Raw genomic sequence first — 18,783 nt, 5'->3', positions numbered from 1 at the left:
CATGGCGTGTCGACGTTACTCGACAGCCCCGTCCACTCGACAATCGCGCAGTCGCTACAGACCCAGGTAGGTCTTGAGCTCGAACGGCGTCACGTGCGAACGGTACGACTCCCACTCACGACGCTTGTTGCGCAGGAAGTAGTCGAAGACGTGCTCGCCGAGCGCCTCGGCCACCAGTTCGGAGCCCTCCATGGCGGCGAGCGCCTCGTTGAGGCTGCTGGGCAGCTCCCGGTAGCCCATGGCGCGGCGTTCGGCGGAGGTCAACGACCACACGTCCTCCTCGGCCTCGGGCGGCAGCGTGTATCCCTTCTCCACCCCGCGCAGTCCGGCCGCGAGCAGCACGGCGAAGGTGAGGTACGGGTTGCACGCCGAGTCGGGGCTGCGGATCTCGACGCGGCGAGACGACGCCTTGTTCGGCGTGTACATCGGAACGCGTACCAGCGCAGAGCGATTCGACGGACCCCAGGACGCCGCCGTGGGGGCCTCGCCGCCGTGGATCAGACGCTTGTAGGAGTTGACCCACTGGTTGGTGACCGCGCTGATCTCGTTGGCGTGCTCGAGGATGCCCGCGATGAAGGCCTTGCCGGTCTCGGACAACTGCATCGGGTCGTCCGGGTTGTGGAAGGCGTTGGTCTCGCCCTCGAACAGGCTCATGTGCGTGTGCATGGCCGAGCCGGCCTGATCGCTGAAGGGCTTGGGCATGAACGTCGCGCGCACGCCCTCGTCGATCGCGACCTCCTTGACGAGGTAGCGGAAGGTCATCACGTTGTCGGCCATGGACAGGGCGTCGGCGTAGCGCAGGTCGATCTCCTGCTGACCGGGCGCGGCCTCGTGGTGGCTGAACTCCACCGAGATGCCCATGGACTCGAGGGCGTCGATGGCGTGGCGCCGGAAGTTCGGCGCCTCGTCGTGGACGGCCTGGTCGAAGTAGCCGCCGTTGTCCGCGGGGACGGGGGGCCGACCGTCGTCGGGCAGTTCCTTGCACAGGAAGAACTCGATCTCGGGATGCACGTAGCAGCTGAATCCGAGGTCCGCGGCCTTGGAGAGCTGTCGACGCAGCACGTGCCGGGAGTCGGCCCAGGACGGCGACCCGTCGGGCATCGCGATGTCGCAGAACATGCGGGCGGAGTGCTGCTCGCCCTTGCTGGTGGTCCAGGGCAGGATCTGGAACGTCGTGGGGTCGGGCTTGGCCACGGTGTCGGCCTCGGAGACTCGCGAGAAGCCCTCGATCGCCGAGCCGTCGAAGCCGATGCCCTCCTCGAACGCGCCTTCGAGTTCGGCCGGAGCGATGGCCACGGACTTGAGGTAGCCGAGCACGTCCGTGAACCACAGACGGACGAACCGGATGTCGCGCTCCTCCAGAGTGCGAAGCACGAATTCCTTTTGGCGATCCATGACCGTCAGGCTAGGCACGTTGCATTAAATCCGTGTTACATCGTGAAACCGGTCGCACTTTCTGGACCTCACAGCGCGGTGGCGACGACTGTGAGGTCACGACTCAGCAGCGCAGACCTGCTGGTGGAGGCGTCAGGTCGACGAGGTAGGCGGACACGGCGTCGTCGATGCAGGCGATCCCGGCGAACGAGGCGGTGTGCTGATTCCCCTCGTAGGTGACCAGCGACGAGCCCAGCTGCGAGGCCAGAGCGACCCCGGCCTCGTACGGGGTTGCGGGATCGTCGGTGGTCGAGACCACCACGGTCGGTGCGAGTCTCGGTATCGAGACCGGCCCCGGGTCGGCCGCCGAGGGGACCGGCCAGAAGGCGCACGGCTCGAGCGGCGCGGTGCCGTTGCCCCGGCCGTCGTCCAGGAACGGCGCGGCGGCGCGGAACCGGGCGTCGAGCGCGCCCTCCTCCGCCCGGTCGGTCACCCGCGGATCGTCGACGCACCGCACGGCGGTGAACGCGTCGTTGGTGTTGCTGTACGTGCCGTCGCTCAGGCGCCCGTTGTAGAGATCGGCGAGCGAGAGCAGGATGTCGCCCTGACCGTTCTCCAGCTGAGTCAGTCCGCGCCGCAACGGTCCCCACAGTTCGGTGCTGTAGAGCGCCTGCTGCACTCCGGTCACGGCGTCGTCGTAGCTCAGCGAGCGGGCACCCTCCGGCCCGGTGAGCTCGGTGCTCGCGGGCCGGTCCACCAACGGATCGACCAGGGCCCGGAAGGAACGCACGGCTCCCGCCGGGTCGGTACCGAGTGGACAGTCGGACCGTCCCGCGCAGTCGGCCGCGAAGGCGTCGAACACCGACTGGAAGCCTGCGCCCTGGGCGACCACCTCGTCGGCCGCGTTCGCAGCGGGGTCGAGAGCGCCGTCGAGCACCATCGCGCGCACGTTCTCGGGGAAGAGTTCGGCGTAGGTGTAGCCCAGCCGCGTCCCGTACGAAAATCCGAGATACGTCAGCTGATCGTCGCCGAGCACCGACCGGACGACGTCCATGTCCCGCGCGACGTCGGCCGACGTGAGGTGCTCGAGCAACACCGGATCGTTGCGCTCGGCGCACCGCGCGGCGTAGTCCTGATTCTCCTTCTCGGTCTCGGCGATGCCGGCGGGCGAGGTGTCCACGTCGTTGTCCGCACGCTCGGCGTCGAACTCCCGCGGAGTGTCGCAGCGCACCGCCGGCACCGACGCACCGATGCCCCGAGGGTCGAATCCGATGACGTCGAACGACGATTCGACGGCGGTACCCCGCGCCACCGTCGCAGTCGAGAGGCCCGACGCGCCGGGTCCGCCGGGGTTGACGAGCATCGAGCCCACCTTCTCCCCCGTCGCCGCCGACCGGGACAACGCCAGTGAGGCGGTGGGCCCGGCCGGATCGTCGTAGTCGATCGGCACGGTCACCCGGCCGCACTGCAGGCTCGGGTCCAACTCGGACCCGTCGGTCACGAATCCCTCGCACGATCCCCACGTGACACGCTGCGCCCGAAAGGCGTCCAGCGTCGACGGCTGATCGGCACGCGTCTCCGTCGTCGTGACGGGCACGGACCCACCCTCGTCGTCGGTGGGAGTGCCGCCGACATCGGAGCCGCACGCCGCGGCCAACACCGCGAGAACCGAGAGGGAGACGGCGAGACGGACGGACGCGCGACGGGAGGACACCTCTCGATGGTGGCACGGCGTGGTGTGTGACCAAGCGCACTCGTGCCGCGGAACCCGGCGGTGGCAGACTGAACGCGTCATCACCTCTACCCGGGGACCCGCCGAGCGGGCCTCGAGGACGAAAGGGACGCTCGATGTCTGCTGCTGAGACCCCGCTGTACGGATCCGCACCCACGGGCCGCAAGACCCGCACCCACCACCTGCAGGCGATGAAGGCCTCCGGCGACCGCTGGAGCATGCTCACCGCCTACGACTACTCGAGCGCGCGCATCTTCGAGGAGGCCGGCATCCCCGTCCTGCTCGTGGGCGACTCGGCCGCCAACGTCGTCTACGGCTACGACACCACGGTGCACATCGACATCGCGGAGCTCATCCCCCTGGTCCGCGGCGTGGTCCGTGGTGCCCCCAACGCACTCGTGGTCGCCGACCTGCCGTTCGGCACCTACGAGATCTCTCCGCAGCAGGCCGTCGAGACCGCTGTCCGCTTCATGCGCGAGGGCCAGGCCAACGCGGTCAAGCTCGAGGGCGGCGAGCGTGTCGCCCCGCAGATCGCCGCCATCACCGCCGCCGGTATCCCCGTGATGGCGCACATCGGCTTCACCCCGCAGAGCGTCAACGGACTCGGTGGTTTTCGCGTGCAGGGCCGCGGCGACGCGTCCGAGCAGCTCGTGGCCGACGCCATCGCCGTCCAGGAGGCCGGCGCCTTCGCCGTCGTCATGGAGATGGTGCCCGCCGATCTCGCCGGCCAGGTGACGCGCAAGCTGACGATCCCCACCGTCGGCATCGGTGCCGGTCCGGAGTGCGACGCCCAGGTTCTCGTCTGGCAGGACATGGCCGGCTTCACCAGCGGTCGCACCGCCAAGTTCGTCAAGCGTTTCGGCGACGTCGGCGACCAGCTGCGCGCCGCGGCGTCGACCTACGCCGCCGAGGTGCGGTCGGGGGCCTTCCCCGCGCAGGAGCACAGCTTCTAGGACTGCGACCCCTGGCGAGCGACGCGGGCGAGCCGGTCGGGGAAGCACCCGGGTGGCACACTCGGGGCCATGATGATGCGACATGGACTCGCCGCGGCGGGTGTTCTGGCAGCAGCGACCGTGACCCTGACGTCGTGCGCAGGCGGGACGGACACCACCACTGCGTCGACGACGGCCGCTCCCACGACGACCACGTCGGCGGCTGCGGCCACCCCGACGGTGTCCGAGGATCAGGCTCAGTCGCTGTGCACCGACCTCGAGGCACAGCTGTCGAACTGGCGCGTGCAGGGCCCGACCGTGGGCCGCGGCGGCCTGAACATCCTGGTGCAGACGTGGGCGGCACGCTATGGACTGAACGCCGCAGTGATCCAGAACCGCGGGATCGTCGACACGGCCGCGACCGACGCGTGCTCCGACGTCCGGAGCCAGGTCGTCGACATCCTCGAGATTCCCGATCTCGCGTCGGGCCTCGTGGGGCTGTGACGATGACGGCGCGCCGGTCCCTCTACCCCGAACTCGACCCGCACGACTCGGGGATGCTCGATGTCGGCGACGGTCAGCACCTCCACTTCGAGGTCAGCGGCAACCCCGACGGCACTCCGGTGGTGTTCGTGCACGGCGGACCGGGCGGCGGCACGGGTCCCGATCAGCGTCGCTACTTCGATCCCGAGGCCTACCGGATCGTGCTGTTCGACCAGCGCGGGTGCGGTCGGTCCACGCCGCACGTCGCCGACGGCGCCGATCTCTCCGTCAACACCACCGGACACTCCATCGCCGACATGGAGGTCCTGCGTGAGCATCTCGGCATCGACACGTGGTCGGTGTTCGGCGGGTCGTGGGGATCGACGTTGTCGCTCGTGTACGCCCAGGCGCACCCGCACCGCGTCACGTCACTGGTGCTGCGCGGCATCTTCCTGCTGCGTGAGTCGGAGATCGACTGGTACTACCGCGGCGGCGCAGGACACCTCTTCCCAGAACTGTGGGAGAAGTTCCTCGCCCCGATCCCGGCGGCGGAGCGTGACGGCGACCCCGTGGAGATCTACCACCGACTCCTTCACTCGTCCGACCCGGAGACCGCGCTGAACGCGGCGGTCGCCTGGTCCACGTGGGAGGGCGCCACCAGCACCCTGCTCCCGAAACCGGAACGCGTGGAGCAGAACTCCGAGGCACGGTTCGCACTCGCGTTCTCGCGCATCGAGAATCACTACTTCGTGCACCAGGGGTTCCTGGAACAGAATCAGTTGCTGGCGAACATGGACTCCATCGCCCACATCCCCGGTGTCATCGTGCAGGGCCGTTACGACGTGGTGTGCCCGGCCACGAGCGCCTGGGATCTGCATCGATCCTGGCCGTCGTCGACACTCCACATCGTCGACGACGCCGGGCACTCCGCCGCGGAACCGGGAATCATCCATCACCTCGTCGAGGCGACGGACTCCTTCCGCCGCTGACGAACCGGCCGTTCACCTGCAGGTGGTAAAGATGTCACCATGAGTTCAGGTGGTGCGGATGCGCACACGGAGATCGAGGCCAAGTTCGACGTCGGCATGGACACGCCGGTTCCCGAGCTCACGGGGGCGAAGTCGATCGTGTCCGCGTCCGCGCCGGAGCTGACACACCCGGTCTCCACGTACTTCGACACCCCGGATCTCGATCTGGCGCGTCGACGCATCACGGTGCGTCGACGGACCGGAAGCTCCGACGCGGGCTGGCACATCAAGATGCCCGTCTCGTCCGACGAGCGTCTCGAGCTGCGGAGCCCGCTGTCCGCGGGCGGCAACACCGCTCGCGTGCCGGCCGAGGTCGCCGATCGCGTGACGGCGCACGTGCGAGGCAAACCGCTCGTGCCCGTCGCGAGCATCGAGACCCGACGCATCGTCACCGTCGTGGCCACGAAGCGGCACCAGACCGCCGCGGAGCTGTGCGACGACACTGTCACCGCCCGGAACCTGTTGGACGACACCACTGTTCGCTGGCGTGAATGGGAGGTGGAGTTGCTCGACGGTGACCGCCGCACCCTGGAGAAGGTGAGCACCTACCTGCTCTCCCACGGCGCCGATCCCGGTTCCTCACCGTCGAAGCTCGCACGGGCGCTCGGATCCCGCCTGGCGGATCTCCGGACCGGCGACGCCACGCCCGACGGCACCGCCGGGTCCACACTGCTCGCCGCCCTGGCCACCGACGTGTCCGCTCTCCTCGCGGCGGATCCGCGCGTGCGGGAGAACGACGACGACGCGGTGCACGCCATGCGCGTCGCCACGCGGCGACTGCGCAGCGTGCTGCGGTCCTACCGCGACCTGCTCGACCGACCGTCCGTCGACACGGTCCGCGGCGAACTGTCCTGGCTCGCCGACATTCTCGGCACCGCTCGCGACGCAGAGGTGCTGGCGGCCCGCTACGACGCGTCGCTCTCGGCGCTGCCGTCCGACGCTGTGCGCGGTCCCGTGGTCGAGACCCTCGTCGGCACCCAGAGGCGGCTGTACACGCTCGCGCACGAGGAGATCGTGCGGGAGTTGAGCGGCGAGCGTTACTTCGCCCTGCTCGACGCGCTCGATGCACTACTGGCAGCACCCACCGTCGGTCCGTCGGACGGCCGCGCGGACAAGGTCTTCCGGAAGGTGCTCCGCGGCCAGTACCGCACGATCGCCCGAGCCGAGGCTCACGCGGCCGCGCTCACCGGCGACGAGCGTGCCGAGGCTCTGCACGACGTGCGCAAGAACGCCAAGAAGCTGCGCTACGCGGCCGAGGCAGCGGCGGGCGCACTCTCGGACGGAGCAGTACGCACGACGGCCGCCGACGTCGCGAAGGCCGCGAAGAAGGTGCAGTCCGTCCTCGGCGACGTCCAGGACAGTGCGGTGTCGCGCGCCACGATCCTGACCGAGGCCGCCTCCGCGGCCGAGCGAGGCGAGGACACCTTCACCTTCGGTGTCCTGTACGCGAACGAGGGACACGACAGCGCGGACGCGCTGGAGCCGCTCCCCCGCGCGTGGACGAAGCTGCGGCGCCGCGCAGCCTCCCTCGACTGACAACCTGACCGGCCTACCCGGCCATCCCCCGACCGGCGTCCGGCCTACCCGACCGAGAACTCCACTCGCCGGGTCGCGACGTCCACGGGCCCCACCCGCACGGCGACGGTCGTGCCCTCGGCCGGGTCTCCCGAACACGGGCCGACGACGGTGTACTCGGGAACGAAGACCTCGGCGGGCCGCTTGTCGGTACGTCCGCGCAGCACGACGGCGGAGACGGTGTCGCCGACGCGGTCCGCCAGCACCCTGGCCTCGACGAGGTCGATACACGCGCGATCCACCTTCGACGCCAGCGAATCGCTGCGCCGCATCGCGTCGGGCAGCTCCGCGAACTCGGCGAGCACCCAGTCGGGGACAGCGGTTCCGGCGCAGTGGGCGAGACACACCTCGGTGGCGTACCTGTCGACGCGCCGACGTAGCGGCGCGGTGACGTGGGCGTACGGGCCACCGATCCCGGAATGATCCGGCTGCTCGGGTGTCTCACCGTCGAATGCGACGTACGCGGCGCCGCGCAACAGCGTGGTCGCCTCGGTCATCACGGCGAGAGTCGTGGGAGCCGCCGGGTCCAGGCCGGCGAGAACCTGGCCGGGCGAGGCACCGGTCGGCCACTGCAGGCCCAGTGCCCGCACCACCGCCCGCAGTGCCTCGACGTCCGACGCGCCCGGCGGCGGGAGAGTGCGCAGGATGCCGACCTTCGCCTCGAGCATGATCGCGGCGGCGCACATTCCGGTGAGCAGGGACATCTCGGCGTTCCACGCGTCGGCCTCGGTGCGCGGCGCGATCTCGAGGCGCCATCCGCCGCGGTCGGAACCGTCGGCGACGACCTCCTGTTCGGGAAGCGCGAGCTCGATGGCGCCGCGCGCGACCGCGAGGGCCCGCCGCGCCCGACCGAGATCCTGCAGCGCCGTCAGCGACGGATGCACGGTGCCGGAGTCGACAGCCGACTGCACCTCGGCGTAGGTGAACCGTTGCCGTGAGCGCACCGTCGCCGGCTCGACGTGCCAGGACGTCGCCGTCCCCGCGGGGTCGGTGTCGATGGTCCACAGCGCGGCCGGCCGTACCCGGTCCGGCAGGAGGGACGACGCGTCCTCGGACATCTGCCGAGGGTGCAGCGGCACGCTGTCGTCCGGGAGGTAGAGCGTCTGTCCACGGCGGCGCACCTCCTCGTCCAGCACGCTTCCCGGCGCGACGACCGCACCGACGTCGGCGATGGCGTAGTACAGGCGGAAACCCGCGTCGGTGCGGTGGACGACGAGAGCCTGATCCAGATCCATCGACCCGGGCGGGTCGATGGTCACGAACTCGAGGTCGGTCGCGTCGCGCCGCGTCGGACGAGAGTCCGCCACCGGGACAGCGTCGGGCGGGTACCCGGTCGGCAGGTCGAACTCGGCGCGCACAGCCGAGAAGTCGACTCCGTCGACCCGAGGCGCAACGGCCCGCCTCGACACCGACGCGGTCACGAGCGCGCCGATGCGGTCACGAAGACCAGGTGTCGTCGGCGTCGTCCGCGGCCTTGTTGCGCTCCGCGGCGATCTCGAGGGCGCGCTCGGCGGTGGCCCTGTCGGGGTAGGGGCCCATGCGGTCCATCGCACCGGCCTCCTTACCCTGCACGACAGCCTTGTCGCTGATGCGGAAGTACCACTGATCGTCGTCGTCACTCATGATCGACAGTGTGCCCCAGATCTGCCCCGACGGAACAGACTTCGCGTTCTGCGGCCCCGCGATTCACGGTCGGCGACGCGCCGACCGCACACACCGCGGGACCGGCGGCCGCGTTACACTTCTCGCATGTCCGGGTACACACGCCGGACCGGAGCCGGACCACGCACCCGATAGGAGTACGACATGTCGACCCTTCTCTTCGATCAACTGTTGCCGCTGATGGGCCATGACGCCGCGACGTACTGGGCCACCCTGCTGGTGGTCGACCCCATCTGATCCACTCTGCTCACGAACGGCTCCGCCCTCATCGAGGACGGGGCCTTTCGTCGTTCAGGAGGACTCGATACGTGGCGGCGGGCCGACGCTTCCCGTAGTTTCCTACCGCCGGCCCGCCGAGACTCACTGTAGAGGACATCGAACGTATGTTCTAGTCCGCCCTCCGACGTAGCGGTCCGTGCTGGTCGTGTGCGCGGACGAGTCGGCGTGTAAGCCGGATCCTGTCCCCGGGACGAATCCCGGGTGGCGACCATCCATCTGGGCACACCGTCGCCGGGTACCTCGAGCGATCAACCCGCAGGCTCGGGCGAGCAGCCCTCGAACACCTGCGCAGACGCACCACCGCGAACGGCGGTGCGACCTTCGATCTTGCTCCGGGCGGGGTTTACCGAGCCACCCCGGTCACCCGGGGTGCTGGTGCGCTCTTACCGCACCGTTTCACCCTGACCGACCGATCCGAGGACCGGTCGGCGGTCTCTTCTCTGTGGCACTGTCCCGCGAGTCGCCTCGGGTTGCTGTTGGCAACCGCCCTGCTCTGTGGAGTCCGGACTTTCCTCGGCTCGAAGCTTGACGACGCCGGTCGTCAGTTCTCCGTGCCGCGGCCGCCCGGCCAACTCGTCCGCCCCGTCATGGTAGCCGCTCCGCCACCCCCGTCCCACCCACGCCCGACCCCCTCGTCGACCCACGCGAGTACGTCCGAACCGTCGCTGGGCGAGCCCCGATCACGACAGTTCGGACGTACTCGCGGGGGGTGGGTGTGCCGAGCGGACGGACGGTCGGACCGGGGATCTAGAGTCACGCGCATGACCTTCGTCGTCCTCCTGCGCGGCATCAACGTCGGCGGCATCCGCATCTCCATGGCGGCCCTGCGGTCGTCGCTGGAGGACGCCGGATACACCGCGGTGCGCACCGTTCTCGCGTCGGGCAACGTGGTGCTCACCGCGACGACGCAGGACCCGGCCGTGGTGCGCTCCGACGTGGAGGGCGTCCTGCGGCAGGCCTTCGGCTACGAGGCGTGGGTGGTGGTCGTGACCGTGGAGCAGCTCGCCGAGATCGTCGCCGCCTTCCCGTGGGAGACCGACGAGGCGGTACGCCACCCTTACGTGATCTTCTCGACGGACGGTGTGTCCACCACCGATCTCGCGGCGATCGGCGAGACGGCCGACCCCGTCGTCGAGAGGTCGACACTCGGGCCGCATCACGTCCTGTTCTGGGAGGTCGTGCGCGGTGACACCCTGTCCAGTGTCGTCGGCAAGGCCAGTGCGCGCGCGTCCTACAAGTCGACGACGACCACGCGAAACCTCCGCACGCTGCGCAAGATCCTCGCGTGATCACCGATTCCACCGCGCGGACCGTCGTGGCCGCGCTGCTGGTGGCTGCCGTCCTGGTCTTCGCCATCGCTCGCCCTCGCGGACTCCCCGAGGCCACCATCGCCGTTCCGGCCGCGGCACTGGCGATCCTGCTCGGAGTCGTGTCGACGAGCGACGCACTCGAGGAGACGGCGGAGCTCGCCCCCACGGTGGCGTTCCTCGCGGCGATCCTGGCTCTCGCTCACCTCGCCGACGCGCACGGTGTGTTCACGTGGATCGCGTCCGTCCTGCACGCCCGGTCGCGATCCTCCCCCACGCGGCTCCTGATGCTCGTGTTCGTCACCGCGTCCCTCACCACGGCAGTGCTCAGTCTCGACGCGACGGTCGTCCTGCTCACCCCGGTCGTCATCGCCGCCGCCCGCCGCGCCGGGATGTCGCCACGGCCGGCGTCGTATGCCGTGGCACACCTGTCGAACTCGGCCTCCACGCTGCTGCCGGTCTCGAATCTGACCAACCTGCTGGTGTTCTCGGCCACCGGTCTGTCGTTCCTGCACTTCACCGCGCTGATGGCAGCGCCGTGGGTCGTCGCGATCGCGCTCGAGTACGCGGCGTTCCGTTGGTTGTTCCGCGCCGACCTGCGCGAGGTGGAGAACCCGCCGGACGACGACGGTCCGTCCGTGGCGGCGCCGACGCTCGCCCTCGTCGTGATCGGCTGCGCTCTGGTGGGTTTCGCGATCAGTGGGTCGCTCGGCCTCGAACCGGTGTGGGTGGCCGCGGCGGCCGCGATCGTGCTCGCCGTTCCTGCGCTGCGCCGGTCCGAGACGACTCCCGTCGCGATCGTGCGTGCACTCGATCTGTGGTTCTGCGTGTTCGTCTTCGCGCTCGGAGTGGTGGTCGCGGGACTCGCCGGGGGTCCGGTGGGCGAGGCCGTCACCGAGATCCTGCCGACGTCGTCCACGCTGCTCGCGCTCCTGACCGTCGCCGCGGTGGCCGCGGTCGCCTCCAACGTGCTCAACAACCTGCCCGCGACGCTGCTGCTGCTCGCCGCACTGACGTCGACGACAGGCGTTGCACCGGTGGGCGCGCTGCTCGCCATGCTGATCGGCGTCAACCTCGGGCCCAACCTCACCTACGTCGGGTCGCTCGCGATCATGTTGTGGCGCCGCGTGGCTCGCGCCGAGGGCGAGCCGCCGAGCCTGCGGACGTTCACCGTGGTGGGTCTGGTGACCACACCGATCACCGTGGTCGCGGCGACCGTCGCCCTGTGGCTCGCCCTGCAGGTGTAGTGGTCGGGTCCAGAGGAACGACGTGTCGGTTCCTCCATCAGGCCCAGAGGAAGGACGTGTCGTTCACCAGGCGTACGGAGGCCGCGTCGTCGTCGAACCAGTCGACGATGCTGATGGACGCCAGGTCGAGGTGCATCCGGTAGAGGATCGACGGGCCGACGTCCAGGCCGAGCTGCAGGAGCGTCTTGATGGGCGTCACGTGCGAGACCACGACGACGGTCTTCCCCGCGTACTCGGTCGCGATGTGTTCGCGGACCCGGCGCACCCGTTCGAGGACGGCGTCGAAGCTCTCGCCGCCGGGCGGCGCGACGGACGTGTCGCCCATCCACCGCCGATGCAGCTCGGGATCGCGCTCGGTGGCCTCGAGGAAGGTGAGGCCCTCCCACTCGCCGAAGTCCGTCTCCGTCAGGTCCTCGACGACGGTGACGGGGACGTCGGTCGCGCGGGAGACGGCCGACGCGGTGTCGTGCGCCCGGCCCAGCGGTGAGCTCAGGACGACGTCGACGCCGCCCAGCAGTGCGACACGCTGCGCCGCGGCCGCTGCCTGCGCTCGCCCGAGCTCGGTGAGCTCCGGGTTGCCTCGGCCGGAGTACCGACGATCCACCGACAGGGCGGTCTGGCCGTGCCGCAGCAGGATCGTGCGGGTCGCGGCACCCGAGACGGACTGCCAGGCAGGCCGTTCCGACACCGGCGTCGGTGCGCTCGCGACCTCGGCCGCACCGGTGAGCAGCGCGTCCTCACCGTCCATCGCCTGGTTGGCCAGCCGGTCGGCATGCGAGTTCTCGGCGCGCGGGATCCACGCGTACTGCACGTCGTCGAACGTGTCCGCGACAGCGGCTGCTCGCGCGCGCAGCGGAATCATGTCCGGGTGCTTGACCTTCCAGCGGCCGGACATCTGCTCGACCACCAGCTTGGAGTCCATCCGCACCGAGACGCGCGAGGCCCCGAGTTCGCGGGCCGCCTCGAGACCGGCGATCAGTCCGCGGTACTCGGCGACGTTGTTCGTCACCACTCCCAGGTGTTCGCGGCGCTCGGCCAACACCGTGGCTCGCGCCGCGTCCCACACGACGGCGCCGTATCCGGCGGGCCCGGGGTTGCCTCGCGATCCCCCGTCGGCCTCCACCAGGACGGAGTCGGGATGGGGACTCACAGACCGGACTCGTTGGTGCGCACCAGGATCGCGTTGCACTCCGAGCACCGCACGACCACGTCGGGCGCGGTGCCGGCGATGCGCGCGATCTCGCCGCGATCCAGCTCGATCCGGCACGCACCGCAGCGCCGACCACGCAGCAGGGCGGCACCGATGCCCGACCTCTCACGCTGCTTCTCGTACATCGCGGACACCTCGGCGGGCAGCTGCGCGGCGAGCTCCTCGCGCTGCGCCGACCGAGTGCGCTCGGCGTTCTCGACGTCGGCGAGCGCGTCGTCGCGTCGACGGGTGGCGTCGACGATCGTGTCCTCGACCTGTGTCAGATTGGCACCGGCGTGCTCGTAATCGCTCTGCGACGCCTCGCGCTGCTCCATGACCTCGAGCAACTCGTCCTCGAGGATGCCGCGGCGGCGCTCGAGGCTGCCAAGCTCGTGCTGGAGTTCGCTGAGCTGCTTCGCGGGAGCCGCGCCGGAGGCCAGCGCAGCGCGGTCCTTCTCCTCGCGGCGGCGCACGGCGTCGACCTCACCCTCGAGCTTGCGAATGTCCCGGTCCAGATCGTCGAGCGAGATCTGCACGCCCACGGCTGCGTCCTTGCGGTCGATCCGCTCGCGTTCGAGTGCATCGAGCTCGACCTGCTCGGGAAGAGTGCGTCGACGGTGTGCGAGCTGGGCCAGTTCGGTGTCCATGGCGGCCAGGTCGAGGAGGGAGAGCTGGATCTTCGGGTCGACGTTCACGCGTGTCACGGTACTAGTCCTGCGGGGGACGGACGCCGATGCTCCACGGATCCGTTCTGATCGTCAGTGTCCGGGTGGTCCAGCCGTCGCGATCACCGAACGCGCTGTCCAGCAGGTCGCGCGCCTGGGCGCACCACGGGAACTCCCCCGCCCAGTGCGCGACGTCGATCAGCGCAGGTCCGCCGGCCCGCAGGTGTTCGTCCGCCACGTGGTGTCGCAGGTCGGAGGTCACGTAGGCGTCGACACCCGCTGCGGTGACGGTGCCGAGCATCGAGTCCCCGGATCCACCGCACACGGCCACCCGCCGGATCGTCGCGTCCGGGTCGCCGGCGGCGCGCACTCCCCAGGCAGTGGACGGGAGCCGGCTGCCGACGCGGTCGGCGAAGGCGCGCAACGACATCGGCTCGGCCAGCGTCCCGATCCGGCCCAGCCCGCAGTCGGTCGGCAACCCGGCCGTCTCGACGACGTCGAACGCCACTTCCTCGTAGGGGTGCGCCGAGCGCAGCGCGGTGAGAACGGCCGCGCGTGCAGAGCGCGGAGCGACCATCTCGACGCGCCGTTCCTCGACCGACTCGACGGTGCCGACGGTGCCGATCGCCGGCCGCGCGTCGTCGACGGGACGGAACTGGCCGTCGCCCACGACGCTCCAGCTGCACTCGCGGTAGTCGCCGATCGACCCGCCGCCCGCGTCGAACATGGCCTGCCGCACGGCGGGGGCGTCGGCCACCGGGACGTACACACCCCACTTGTCGAGGCCCCCGTCCGACTTCTCGTCGAGGGGGCGCAGATCGGTGAGGCCCAGCAGTGTCGCCAGCGCGTCGGACACTCCGGGCTGCGCCGAGTCCGCGTTGGTGTGGGCGGTGAACAGAGCGCACCCCGCCGTGATCAGGCGATGCACCAACGCGCCCTTGGGCGTGTGGGCACCGACCGTGTCCACGCCGCGCAGCAGCAGTGGGTGGTGCACCACGAGCAGATCGGCACCGGCGGTGATCGCCTCGTCGACGATGGCGGCCGTGGCGTCGACGGCTAACATCACGGTGGTCACGGAGTTCGCGGGATCGCCGCACACCAGACCGACCGAGTCCCAGCTCTCGGCGAGCCGGGGCGGGTACGCCGCGTCGAGCACGTCGATGATCTCGGCCAGGGTGGGCGCTGCGGTTCCCGTCGATGCCATCACTCGACCCTAGGTGTGCCCATCTCGCGCACCACGTCACCCCACGCGTCGGCGAGTCGGTCGACGGAGTCCGCGCCCCGCACCGCGATCCGCAGGTGATCCGGGCCGAGGCCGGGAAAGGTGTCGCCTCGGCGGACCGCGACACCGCGGTCCCGCAACGCGGCCCGGATCGCTGCGCCGTTCTCCGCGCGGACGAGCACGAACGACGCCGTCGCCGGTGCCGACACCTCCACCCCGAGTACGCGGAGCCGTTCGACGAGGTACTGCCGCTCGCGGGCGAGCACGAGCGCGTCGGCGTCCACGGACGCGACGGCGTCGGGTTCGCAGCACGCCTCGATCGCGGCCAGCTGCAGGGTGCCCAGCGGCCAGTGGGGTCGGCCCCGGTTCAGTGTGGCGAGGACGTCCGGCGCTCCGAGCGCGTACCCGCACCGCAGCCCCGCGAGGGCGAACGACTTGGTGAGGCTGCGCAGCACCACCACGTCGGGACGAGACTGCGACGCCAGGGACTCGGGCTCGCCGGGCACGGTGTCGGCGAATGCCTCGTCCACGACGAGCACGCGTCCCTCCGCCCGGAGTGCGAGCACGTCCGCGCGGGGATGGCCGATGGACGTCGGGTTGGTGGGATTGCCCAGCACCACCATGTCGGCGTCGTGCGGAACGGCGGCGTCGACGAGCCGGTACGGCGCGGGCAGGACGACCCGATGCACCGGGACGTCGGCACTGCGCAGGGCGAACTCCGGCTCGGTGAAGGACGGGTGGACGACCGCGGCGAGGCGCGGGCGCAGCCGGGGCAGCATCGCGAATCCTTCGGCCGCTCCGGCGAGCAACAGCACCTCGTCCGGAGATCGACCGTGGCGCAACGCCACTCGGTCGCGAACCCGCCGGTCCTCGGCCTCGGACGGATACGCCGCGAGTCGGTCGACGGCCTCGATCAGTTTGCGCCGCAACCACTCGGGGGGCCGGGACCCACGAACGTTCACCGCGAAGTCGAGCATGCCCGCCTCGACCTCCACGTCGCCGTGGTGGCGAAGCAGCGGATCGATACGGGCGTCGCCTGTCACTCGGGTGACTGTAGGCGCTCCATATACTGACCCCCATGTCCACCACAGCCGTCGACCTCGTCCTCTTCGACCTCGACGGCACCCTCACCGATTCCGCACCCGGCATCCTCGCCGGTTTCGATCACGCGCTCGCGACGGTGGGGAGCCCGCCGCCCGGCGACGACGTCCGGGCGCACGTCATCGGTCCGCCGATGATCGACACGTTCCGGTCCCTCGGTCTCGACGAGGACAGGGTCGAGCGCGCCCGCGCCGCCTACACGGAGTATTACGACAGCCGCGGCTGGTCCGAGAACCGGGTGTACGAGGGCATCGTCGACGTGCTGGACGCGCTCGTGGCCGCCGGTGTCCCGATGGCGGTCGCGACGTCGAAGAACGAACGATTCGCACGGCGCATTCTCGAACACTTCGGCCTGGCCGACTACTTCCGCTTCATCGCGGGCGCCAGCGACGACGGCAGCCGCCGGTCCAAGGCGGACGTCGTCGCGCGCGCACTCGAGCAGGTGGGGCGCCCGGCTCGGTCCACGGCCGACGGCGGTACCGCGTCGGTGGTGATGGTCGGCGACCGCGACCACGACGTGTTCGGCGCCGGGCACTGGGGCATCCCCGTCGTCCTGGTCCGGTGGGGATACGGATTCGAGTCCGAGCACGACGCGGCCTCGTGGTCCGTCGGATCGGCGGCGGAACTCACCACGCTGCTCTCCTCGCTCACGACGGACGCGGCATGACGGTGCACGTGACCTTCGTCTGCACGGGCAACATCTGTCGGTCGCCGATGGCCGAGAAGATCGTGACGCAGGCCCTCGCGGATGCCGGGATGGACGACCGGGTGCGCGTCACCAGCGCCGGTACGGGCGACTGGCACGTCGGCGACGCCGCCGACCCGCGCGCCGCTGCCGAGCTGGAGTCGCACGGCTACCCGTCGGCCCATCGCGCCCGCACCGTCGATCCCGAGATCCTGGGTGCGGACCTCGTCGTCGCGCTGGATCGAACTCACGAGCGCGACCTCCGTCGCCTCGGCGTCCCCGCGGACCGGCTGGCACTGCTGCGCTCGTTCGACCCGGACGCCGGTTCCGACTCGGTGGCCGATCCGTACTATGGCGACGACGGCGACTTCCGGACGGTGCGCGAGCAGATCGAGGCGGCCGTCCCCGGTCTACTCAAGGCCCTCACGCAGCACTGACACCCCCGTCGCGACGCGACGACTACGCTGTGTAGTCGTGCGCCGACTGTCGTTCCTTCTCCGTCCCGGGTGGTTGGCACTCGCGGCTGTCGTCATCCTCTTCGCGTACCTCTGCTTCTCCGTTCTCGCGCCCTGGCAACTGGGCAAGAACACCACCACGTCGGCGCGGAACGAGCAGATCAGCCGCTCCTTCGACGCGGAACCGGTCGATGCTGCCGACCTGTTGACCGAGCAGGTCGTCGCCCCCGAGGACGACTGGCGACGGGTCGTGGTCACCGGGACGTACGACGCCGGCAGCGATGTGGTGGTCCGCCTGCGCAGCGTCGACGACACCCCGGCCTTCGAGGTCCTCACCCCGTTCGTCACCGACGCCGGGCCCACGATCCTGGTGAACCGCGGCTACGTGCTGCCCACCACGGGTATCGACGTCCCGACCTTCGATCCCCCGCCGGCCGGCACCGTCACGCTGGAGGGCCGCCTGCGCGTCTCGGAACCGTCGGTTCCGGACAAGCCCGCCGTCGCCGGTCCCGGGGTCCCGCAGGTCTACACGATCACGCCCGCCCAGGTCGGTGAGTTGACCGGCACCGATCCGGTCGACGGGTACGTGCAGCTCGCCGACGCGCAGCCCGGCGGTCTCGGTGTTCTCGCGCTGCCGCAGCTCGACGCCGGGCCTTACCTGTCCTACGGGTTGCAGTGGCTGGCGTTCGGCATCATGGCTCCGCTGGGTCTGGCGTACTTCGTGCGCGCCGAGATCAAGGAACGGCGGCGTGGCAACGCCGAGTCGAGTGACGATCTCGAACCGAGCGACGATCTCGAGCCCACCGCCGCTCCCGACGAGTACGACGACGGACTGGACGCGCTGCTGAAGCCGCGGCGAGGCCTACGAAGGAAGTCGGCGCCCGCGGCCGAGTCGACGACGCTGCTGACCGATCGCTACGGCAAGAAGCGCTGACACCGCCGCGGCGCTCGCCTGCACCGCGGCCGACAGGCGCACCGCACGCCGCAGATCGTTCGTCGTGGGGACGCTTCCCCGGCCCAGGACGGGCCGCTGTTCGACACCGTGCGCGTAGGCCGTCTCGCCGCCGAGCCGTACTCCGAGGGCGCCCGCGGCGGTCGACTCGGTCACTCCGGCATTCGGGCTCGGATGGTCGGACGCGCTCGCGCGCCACGCGGCCAGGGCGTCCCGCGGCGTCCCACCCACCGTCGGCGCCGATGCTGCCGTGAGGAGTCCGGTGAGTCGGGCGGGGATCAGGTTGACCACGTCGTCGAGCCGGGCGGCACACCATCCGAACCGTTCGTAGCGCGGCGAGTGGTAGCCGATCATCGCGTCGAGGGTGTTGACCGCGCGGTAGCCGACAACGCCGGGAGCCCCTGCCACCGCGGCCCAGAAGAGCACGCCCGTCGTCGCGTCCGACGTGTTCTCGGCCACCGATTCGAGCGCCGCCCGCGCCGCGCCCGCGTCGTCCAGCAGAGCGGGATCACGCCCGCAGAGCGACGGCAGAATCGCCCGCGCGGCCGGAAGATCGTTGGCGTCGAGGGCGTCGGCCAGCGCGAGACCCGTGCGGGCCAGCGTCGTTCCGCCGAGACACGCCCAGACCGCGGCGGCCGTCAGCGTCACACGCGGAACCGGGTGATCGCGCACGAGTCGATCCGCCGCGGCCGTCGCGCCGATGGCTCCACCGACGAGCAGTGCGGTGTGGACGGTTCCGGCGAGTCGGTCGTCCCGGTACGTCCGCGTCTCGAGGGCGGCGGCGAGAGATCCGAAGGCGGCCACGGGATGACGGCGTCGTGGATCCCCCAGCATCAGGTCGGCGAGGTATCCGGACACGATTCCGACGGCGGGTGCGGTGATCATCGTCTGCGAT

At 70.5% G+C, this 18,783-nt stretch carries 18 protein-coding genes and 1 other RNA gene; 9 read left to right on the top strand and 10 right to left on the bottom strand.

Translation table 11 applies throughout. The features are described from left to right. Positions 1–54: 54 nt before the first annotated feature. Together glnA and OHB23_RS11890 are read right to left on the bottom strand one after the other, a co-directional pair. A complete protein-coding gene (gene glnA, locus OHB23_RS11895) occupies positions 55–1,395 on the bottom strand; it encodes a type I glutamate--ammonia ligase (RefSeq protein WP_027505789.1) in 1,341 nt (446 codons plus the stop codon). Between the two features lie 103 nt (positions 1,396–1,498). After that, positions 1,499–3,088 (bottom strand): alpha/beta hydrolase, encoded by a 1,590-nt coding sequence (locus OHB23_RS11890; protein WP_328809601.1) that lies wholly within the window; start codon positions 3,086–3,088, stop codon positions 1,499–1,501. 134 nt (positions 3,089–3,222) lie between these two features. On the opposite strand from OHB23_RS11890, the gene panB reads away from it, so the two are divergent. The 4 genes from panB to OHB23_RS11870 all read left to right on the top strand — a co-directional run bounded on the left by panB (position 3,223) and on the right by OHB23_RS11870 (position 7,085). Then, the gene (gene panB, locus OHB23_RS11885) at positions 3,223–4,059 is read left to right on the top strand and encodes a 3-methyl-2-oxobutanoate hydroxymethyltransferase (protein WP_027505787.1); all 837 of its coding nucleotides are present in this window, start codon (positions 3,223–3,225) and stop codon (positions 4,057–4,059) included. A gap of 69 nt (positions 4,060–4,128) precedes the next feature. After that, the gene (locus OHB23_RS11880) at positions 4,129–4,542 is read left to right on the top strand and encodes a hypothetical protein (RefSeq protein ID WP_308115559.1); all 414 of its coding nucleotides are present in this window, start codon (positions 4,129–4,131) and stop codon (positions 4,540–4,542) included. A 2-nt stretch (positions 4,543–4,544) separates the two neighbouring features. Then, complete coding sequence (pip, locus tag OHB23_RS11875; protein WP_328809600.1) at positions 4,545–5,510, top strand: prolyl aminopeptidase; 966 nt, start codon at positions 4,545–4,547, stop codon at positions 5,508–5,510. Positions 5,511–5,549: 39 nt separating this feature from the next. After that, entirely contained in the window at positions 5,550–7,085 is a 1,536-nt protein-coding gene (locus tag OHB23_RS11870; protein WP_328809599.1) for a CYTH and CHAD domain-containing protein, read from the top strand. Between the two features lie 44 nt (positions 7,086–7,129). Here the strand turns inward: OHB23_RS11870 and OHB23_RS11865 are convergent, their stop codons facing one another. From OHB23_RS11865 to rnpB, 3 genes are all read right to left on the bottom strand, one after another. Next, positions 7,130–8,545, bottom strand: coding sequence for an RNB domain-containing ribonuclease (locus tag OHB23_RS11865; RefSeq protein WP_328809598.1), 1,416 nt, complete (start codon positions 8,543–8,545; stop codon positions 7,130–7,132). 16 nt (positions 8,546–8,561) lie between these two features. Then, positions 8,562–8,747: a hypothetical protein gene (locus OHB23_RS11860; RefSeq protein WP_037185713.1), complete on the bottom strand. Its 186-nt coding sequence runs from the start codon at positions 8,745–8,747 to the stop codon at positions 8,562–8,564. A 470-nt stretch (positions 8,748–9,217) separates the two neighbouring features. Beyond that, an RNA gene (gene rnpB / locus OHB23_RS11855) (RNase P RNA component class A) lies at positions 9,218–9,641 on the bottom strand. A 185-nt stretch (positions 9,642–9,826) separates the two neighbouring features. On the opposite strand from rnpB, the gene OHB23_RS11850 reads away from it, so the two are divergent. Together OHB23_RS11850 and OHB23_RS11845 are read left to right on the top strand one after the other, a co-directional pair. Further along, positions 9,827–10,354 carry a DUF1697 domain-containing protein gene (locus tag OHB23_RS11850; RefSeq protein WP_222638389.1) on the top strand — a complete coding sequence of 176 codons (528 nt, stop codon included), beginning with the start codon at positions 9,827–9,829 and terminating at the stop codon, positions 10,352–10,354. Beyond that, entirely contained in the window at positions 10,354–11,619 is a 1,266-nt protein-coding gene (locus OHB23_RS11845) for an SLC13 family permease (RefSeq protein ID WP_373428377.1), read from the top strand. The genes OHB23_RS11850 and OHB23_RS11845 overlap by 1 nt, the downstream gene beginning before the upstream one ends. 37 nt (positions 11,620–11,656) lie before the next feature. Here the strand turns inward: OHB23_RS11845 and OHB23_RS11840 are convergent, their stop codons facing one another. The 4 genes from OHB23_RS11840 to cobC are packed head-to-tail and all read right to left on the bottom strand — an operon-like array spanning position 11,657 to position 15,738. Continuing rightward, the gene (locus OHB23_RS11840) at positions 11,657–12,769 is read right to left on the bottom strand and encodes a bifunctional RNase H/acid phosphatase (protein WP_328809597.1); all 1,113 of its coding nucleotides are present in this window, start codon (positions 12,767–12,769) and stop codon (positions 11,657–11,659) included. Continuing rightward, the gene (locus OHB23_RS11835; RefSeq protein ID WP_027505779.1) at positions 12,766–13,503 is read right to left on the bottom strand and encodes a zinc ribbon domain-containing protein; all 738 of its coding nucleotides are present in this window, start codon (positions 13,501–13,503) and stop codon (positions 12,766–12,768) included. The genes OHB23_RS11840 and OHB23_RS11835 overlap by 4 nt, the downstream gene beginning before the upstream one ends. Before the next feature lie 13 nt (positions 13,504–13,516). Continuing rightward, positions 13,517–14,677, bottom strand: a complete 1,161-nt coding sequence (locus tag OHB23_RS11830) for a Nif3-like dinuclear metal center hexameric protein (RefSeq protein WP_328809596.1) — start codon at positions 14,675–14,677, stop codon at positions 13,517–13,519. Next, the gene (gene cobC, locus OHB23_RS11825) at positions 14,677–15,738 is read right to left on the bottom strand and encodes an Rv2231c family pyridoxal phosphate-dependent protein CobC (RefSeq protein ID WP_328809595.1); all 1,062 of its coding nucleotides are present in this window, start codon (positions 15,736–15,738) and stop codon (positions 14,677–14,679) included. The genes OHB23_RS11830 and cobC overlap by 1 nt, the downstream gene beginning before the upstream one ends. 35 nt (positions 15,739–15,773) lie before the next feature. Here cobC and OHB23_RS11820 point away from each other — a divergent pair, with 35 nt between their 5' ends. The 3 genes from OHB23_RS11820 to OHB23_RS11810 are packed head-to-tail and all read left to right on the top strand — an operon-like array spanning position 15,774 to position 17,870. Further along, positions 15,774–16,463: an HAD-IA family hydrolase gene (locus tag OHB23_RS11820; protein ID WP_328809594.1), complete on the top strand. Its 690-nt coding sequence runs from the start codon at positions 15,774–15,776 to the stop codon at positions 16,461–16,463. Then, positions 16,460–16,918 carry a low molecular weight protein-tyrosine-phosphatase gene (locus OHB23_RS11815; RefSeq protein ID WP_328809593.1) on the top strand — a complete coding sequence of 153 codons (459 nt, stop codon included), beginning with the start codon at positions 16,460–16,462 and terminating at the stop codon, positions 16,916–16,918. Before OHB23_RS11820 ends, OHB23_RS11815 begins: the two co-directional genes overlap by 4 nt. 37 nt (positions 16,919–16,955) lie before the next feature. Then, the gene (locus OHB23_RS11810) at positions 16,956–17,870 is read left to right on the top strand and encodes an SURF1 family cytochrome oxidase biogenesis protein (RefSeq protein WP_328809592.1); all 915 of its coding nucleotides are present in this window, start codon (positions 16,956–16,958) and stop codon (positions 17,868–17,870) included. On the opposite strand, the gene OHB23_RS11805 is transcribed toward OHB23_RS11810, so the two are convergent. Then, positions 17,799–18,773 carry a cobalamin biosynthesis protein gene (locus tag OHB23_RS11805; protein WP_328809591.1) on the bottom strand — a complete coding sequence of 325 codons (975 nt, stop codon included), beginning with the start codon at positions 18,771–18,773 and terminating at the stop codon, positions 17,799–17,801. The two genes, OHB23_RS11810 and OHB23_RS11805, sit on opposite strands and share 72 nt — an antisense overlap. Between the last annotated feature and the right edge of the window lie 10 nt (positions 18,774–18,783).

The organism is Rhodococcus sp. NBC_00294, from assembly GCF_036163995.1.
In the GTDB taxonomy this organism is placed as follows: domain Bacteria; phylum Actinomycetota; class Actinomycetes; order Mycobacteriales; family Mycobacteriaceae; genus Rhodococcoides.
This window is presented reverse-complemented; position numbering and strand designations above follow the sequence as displayed.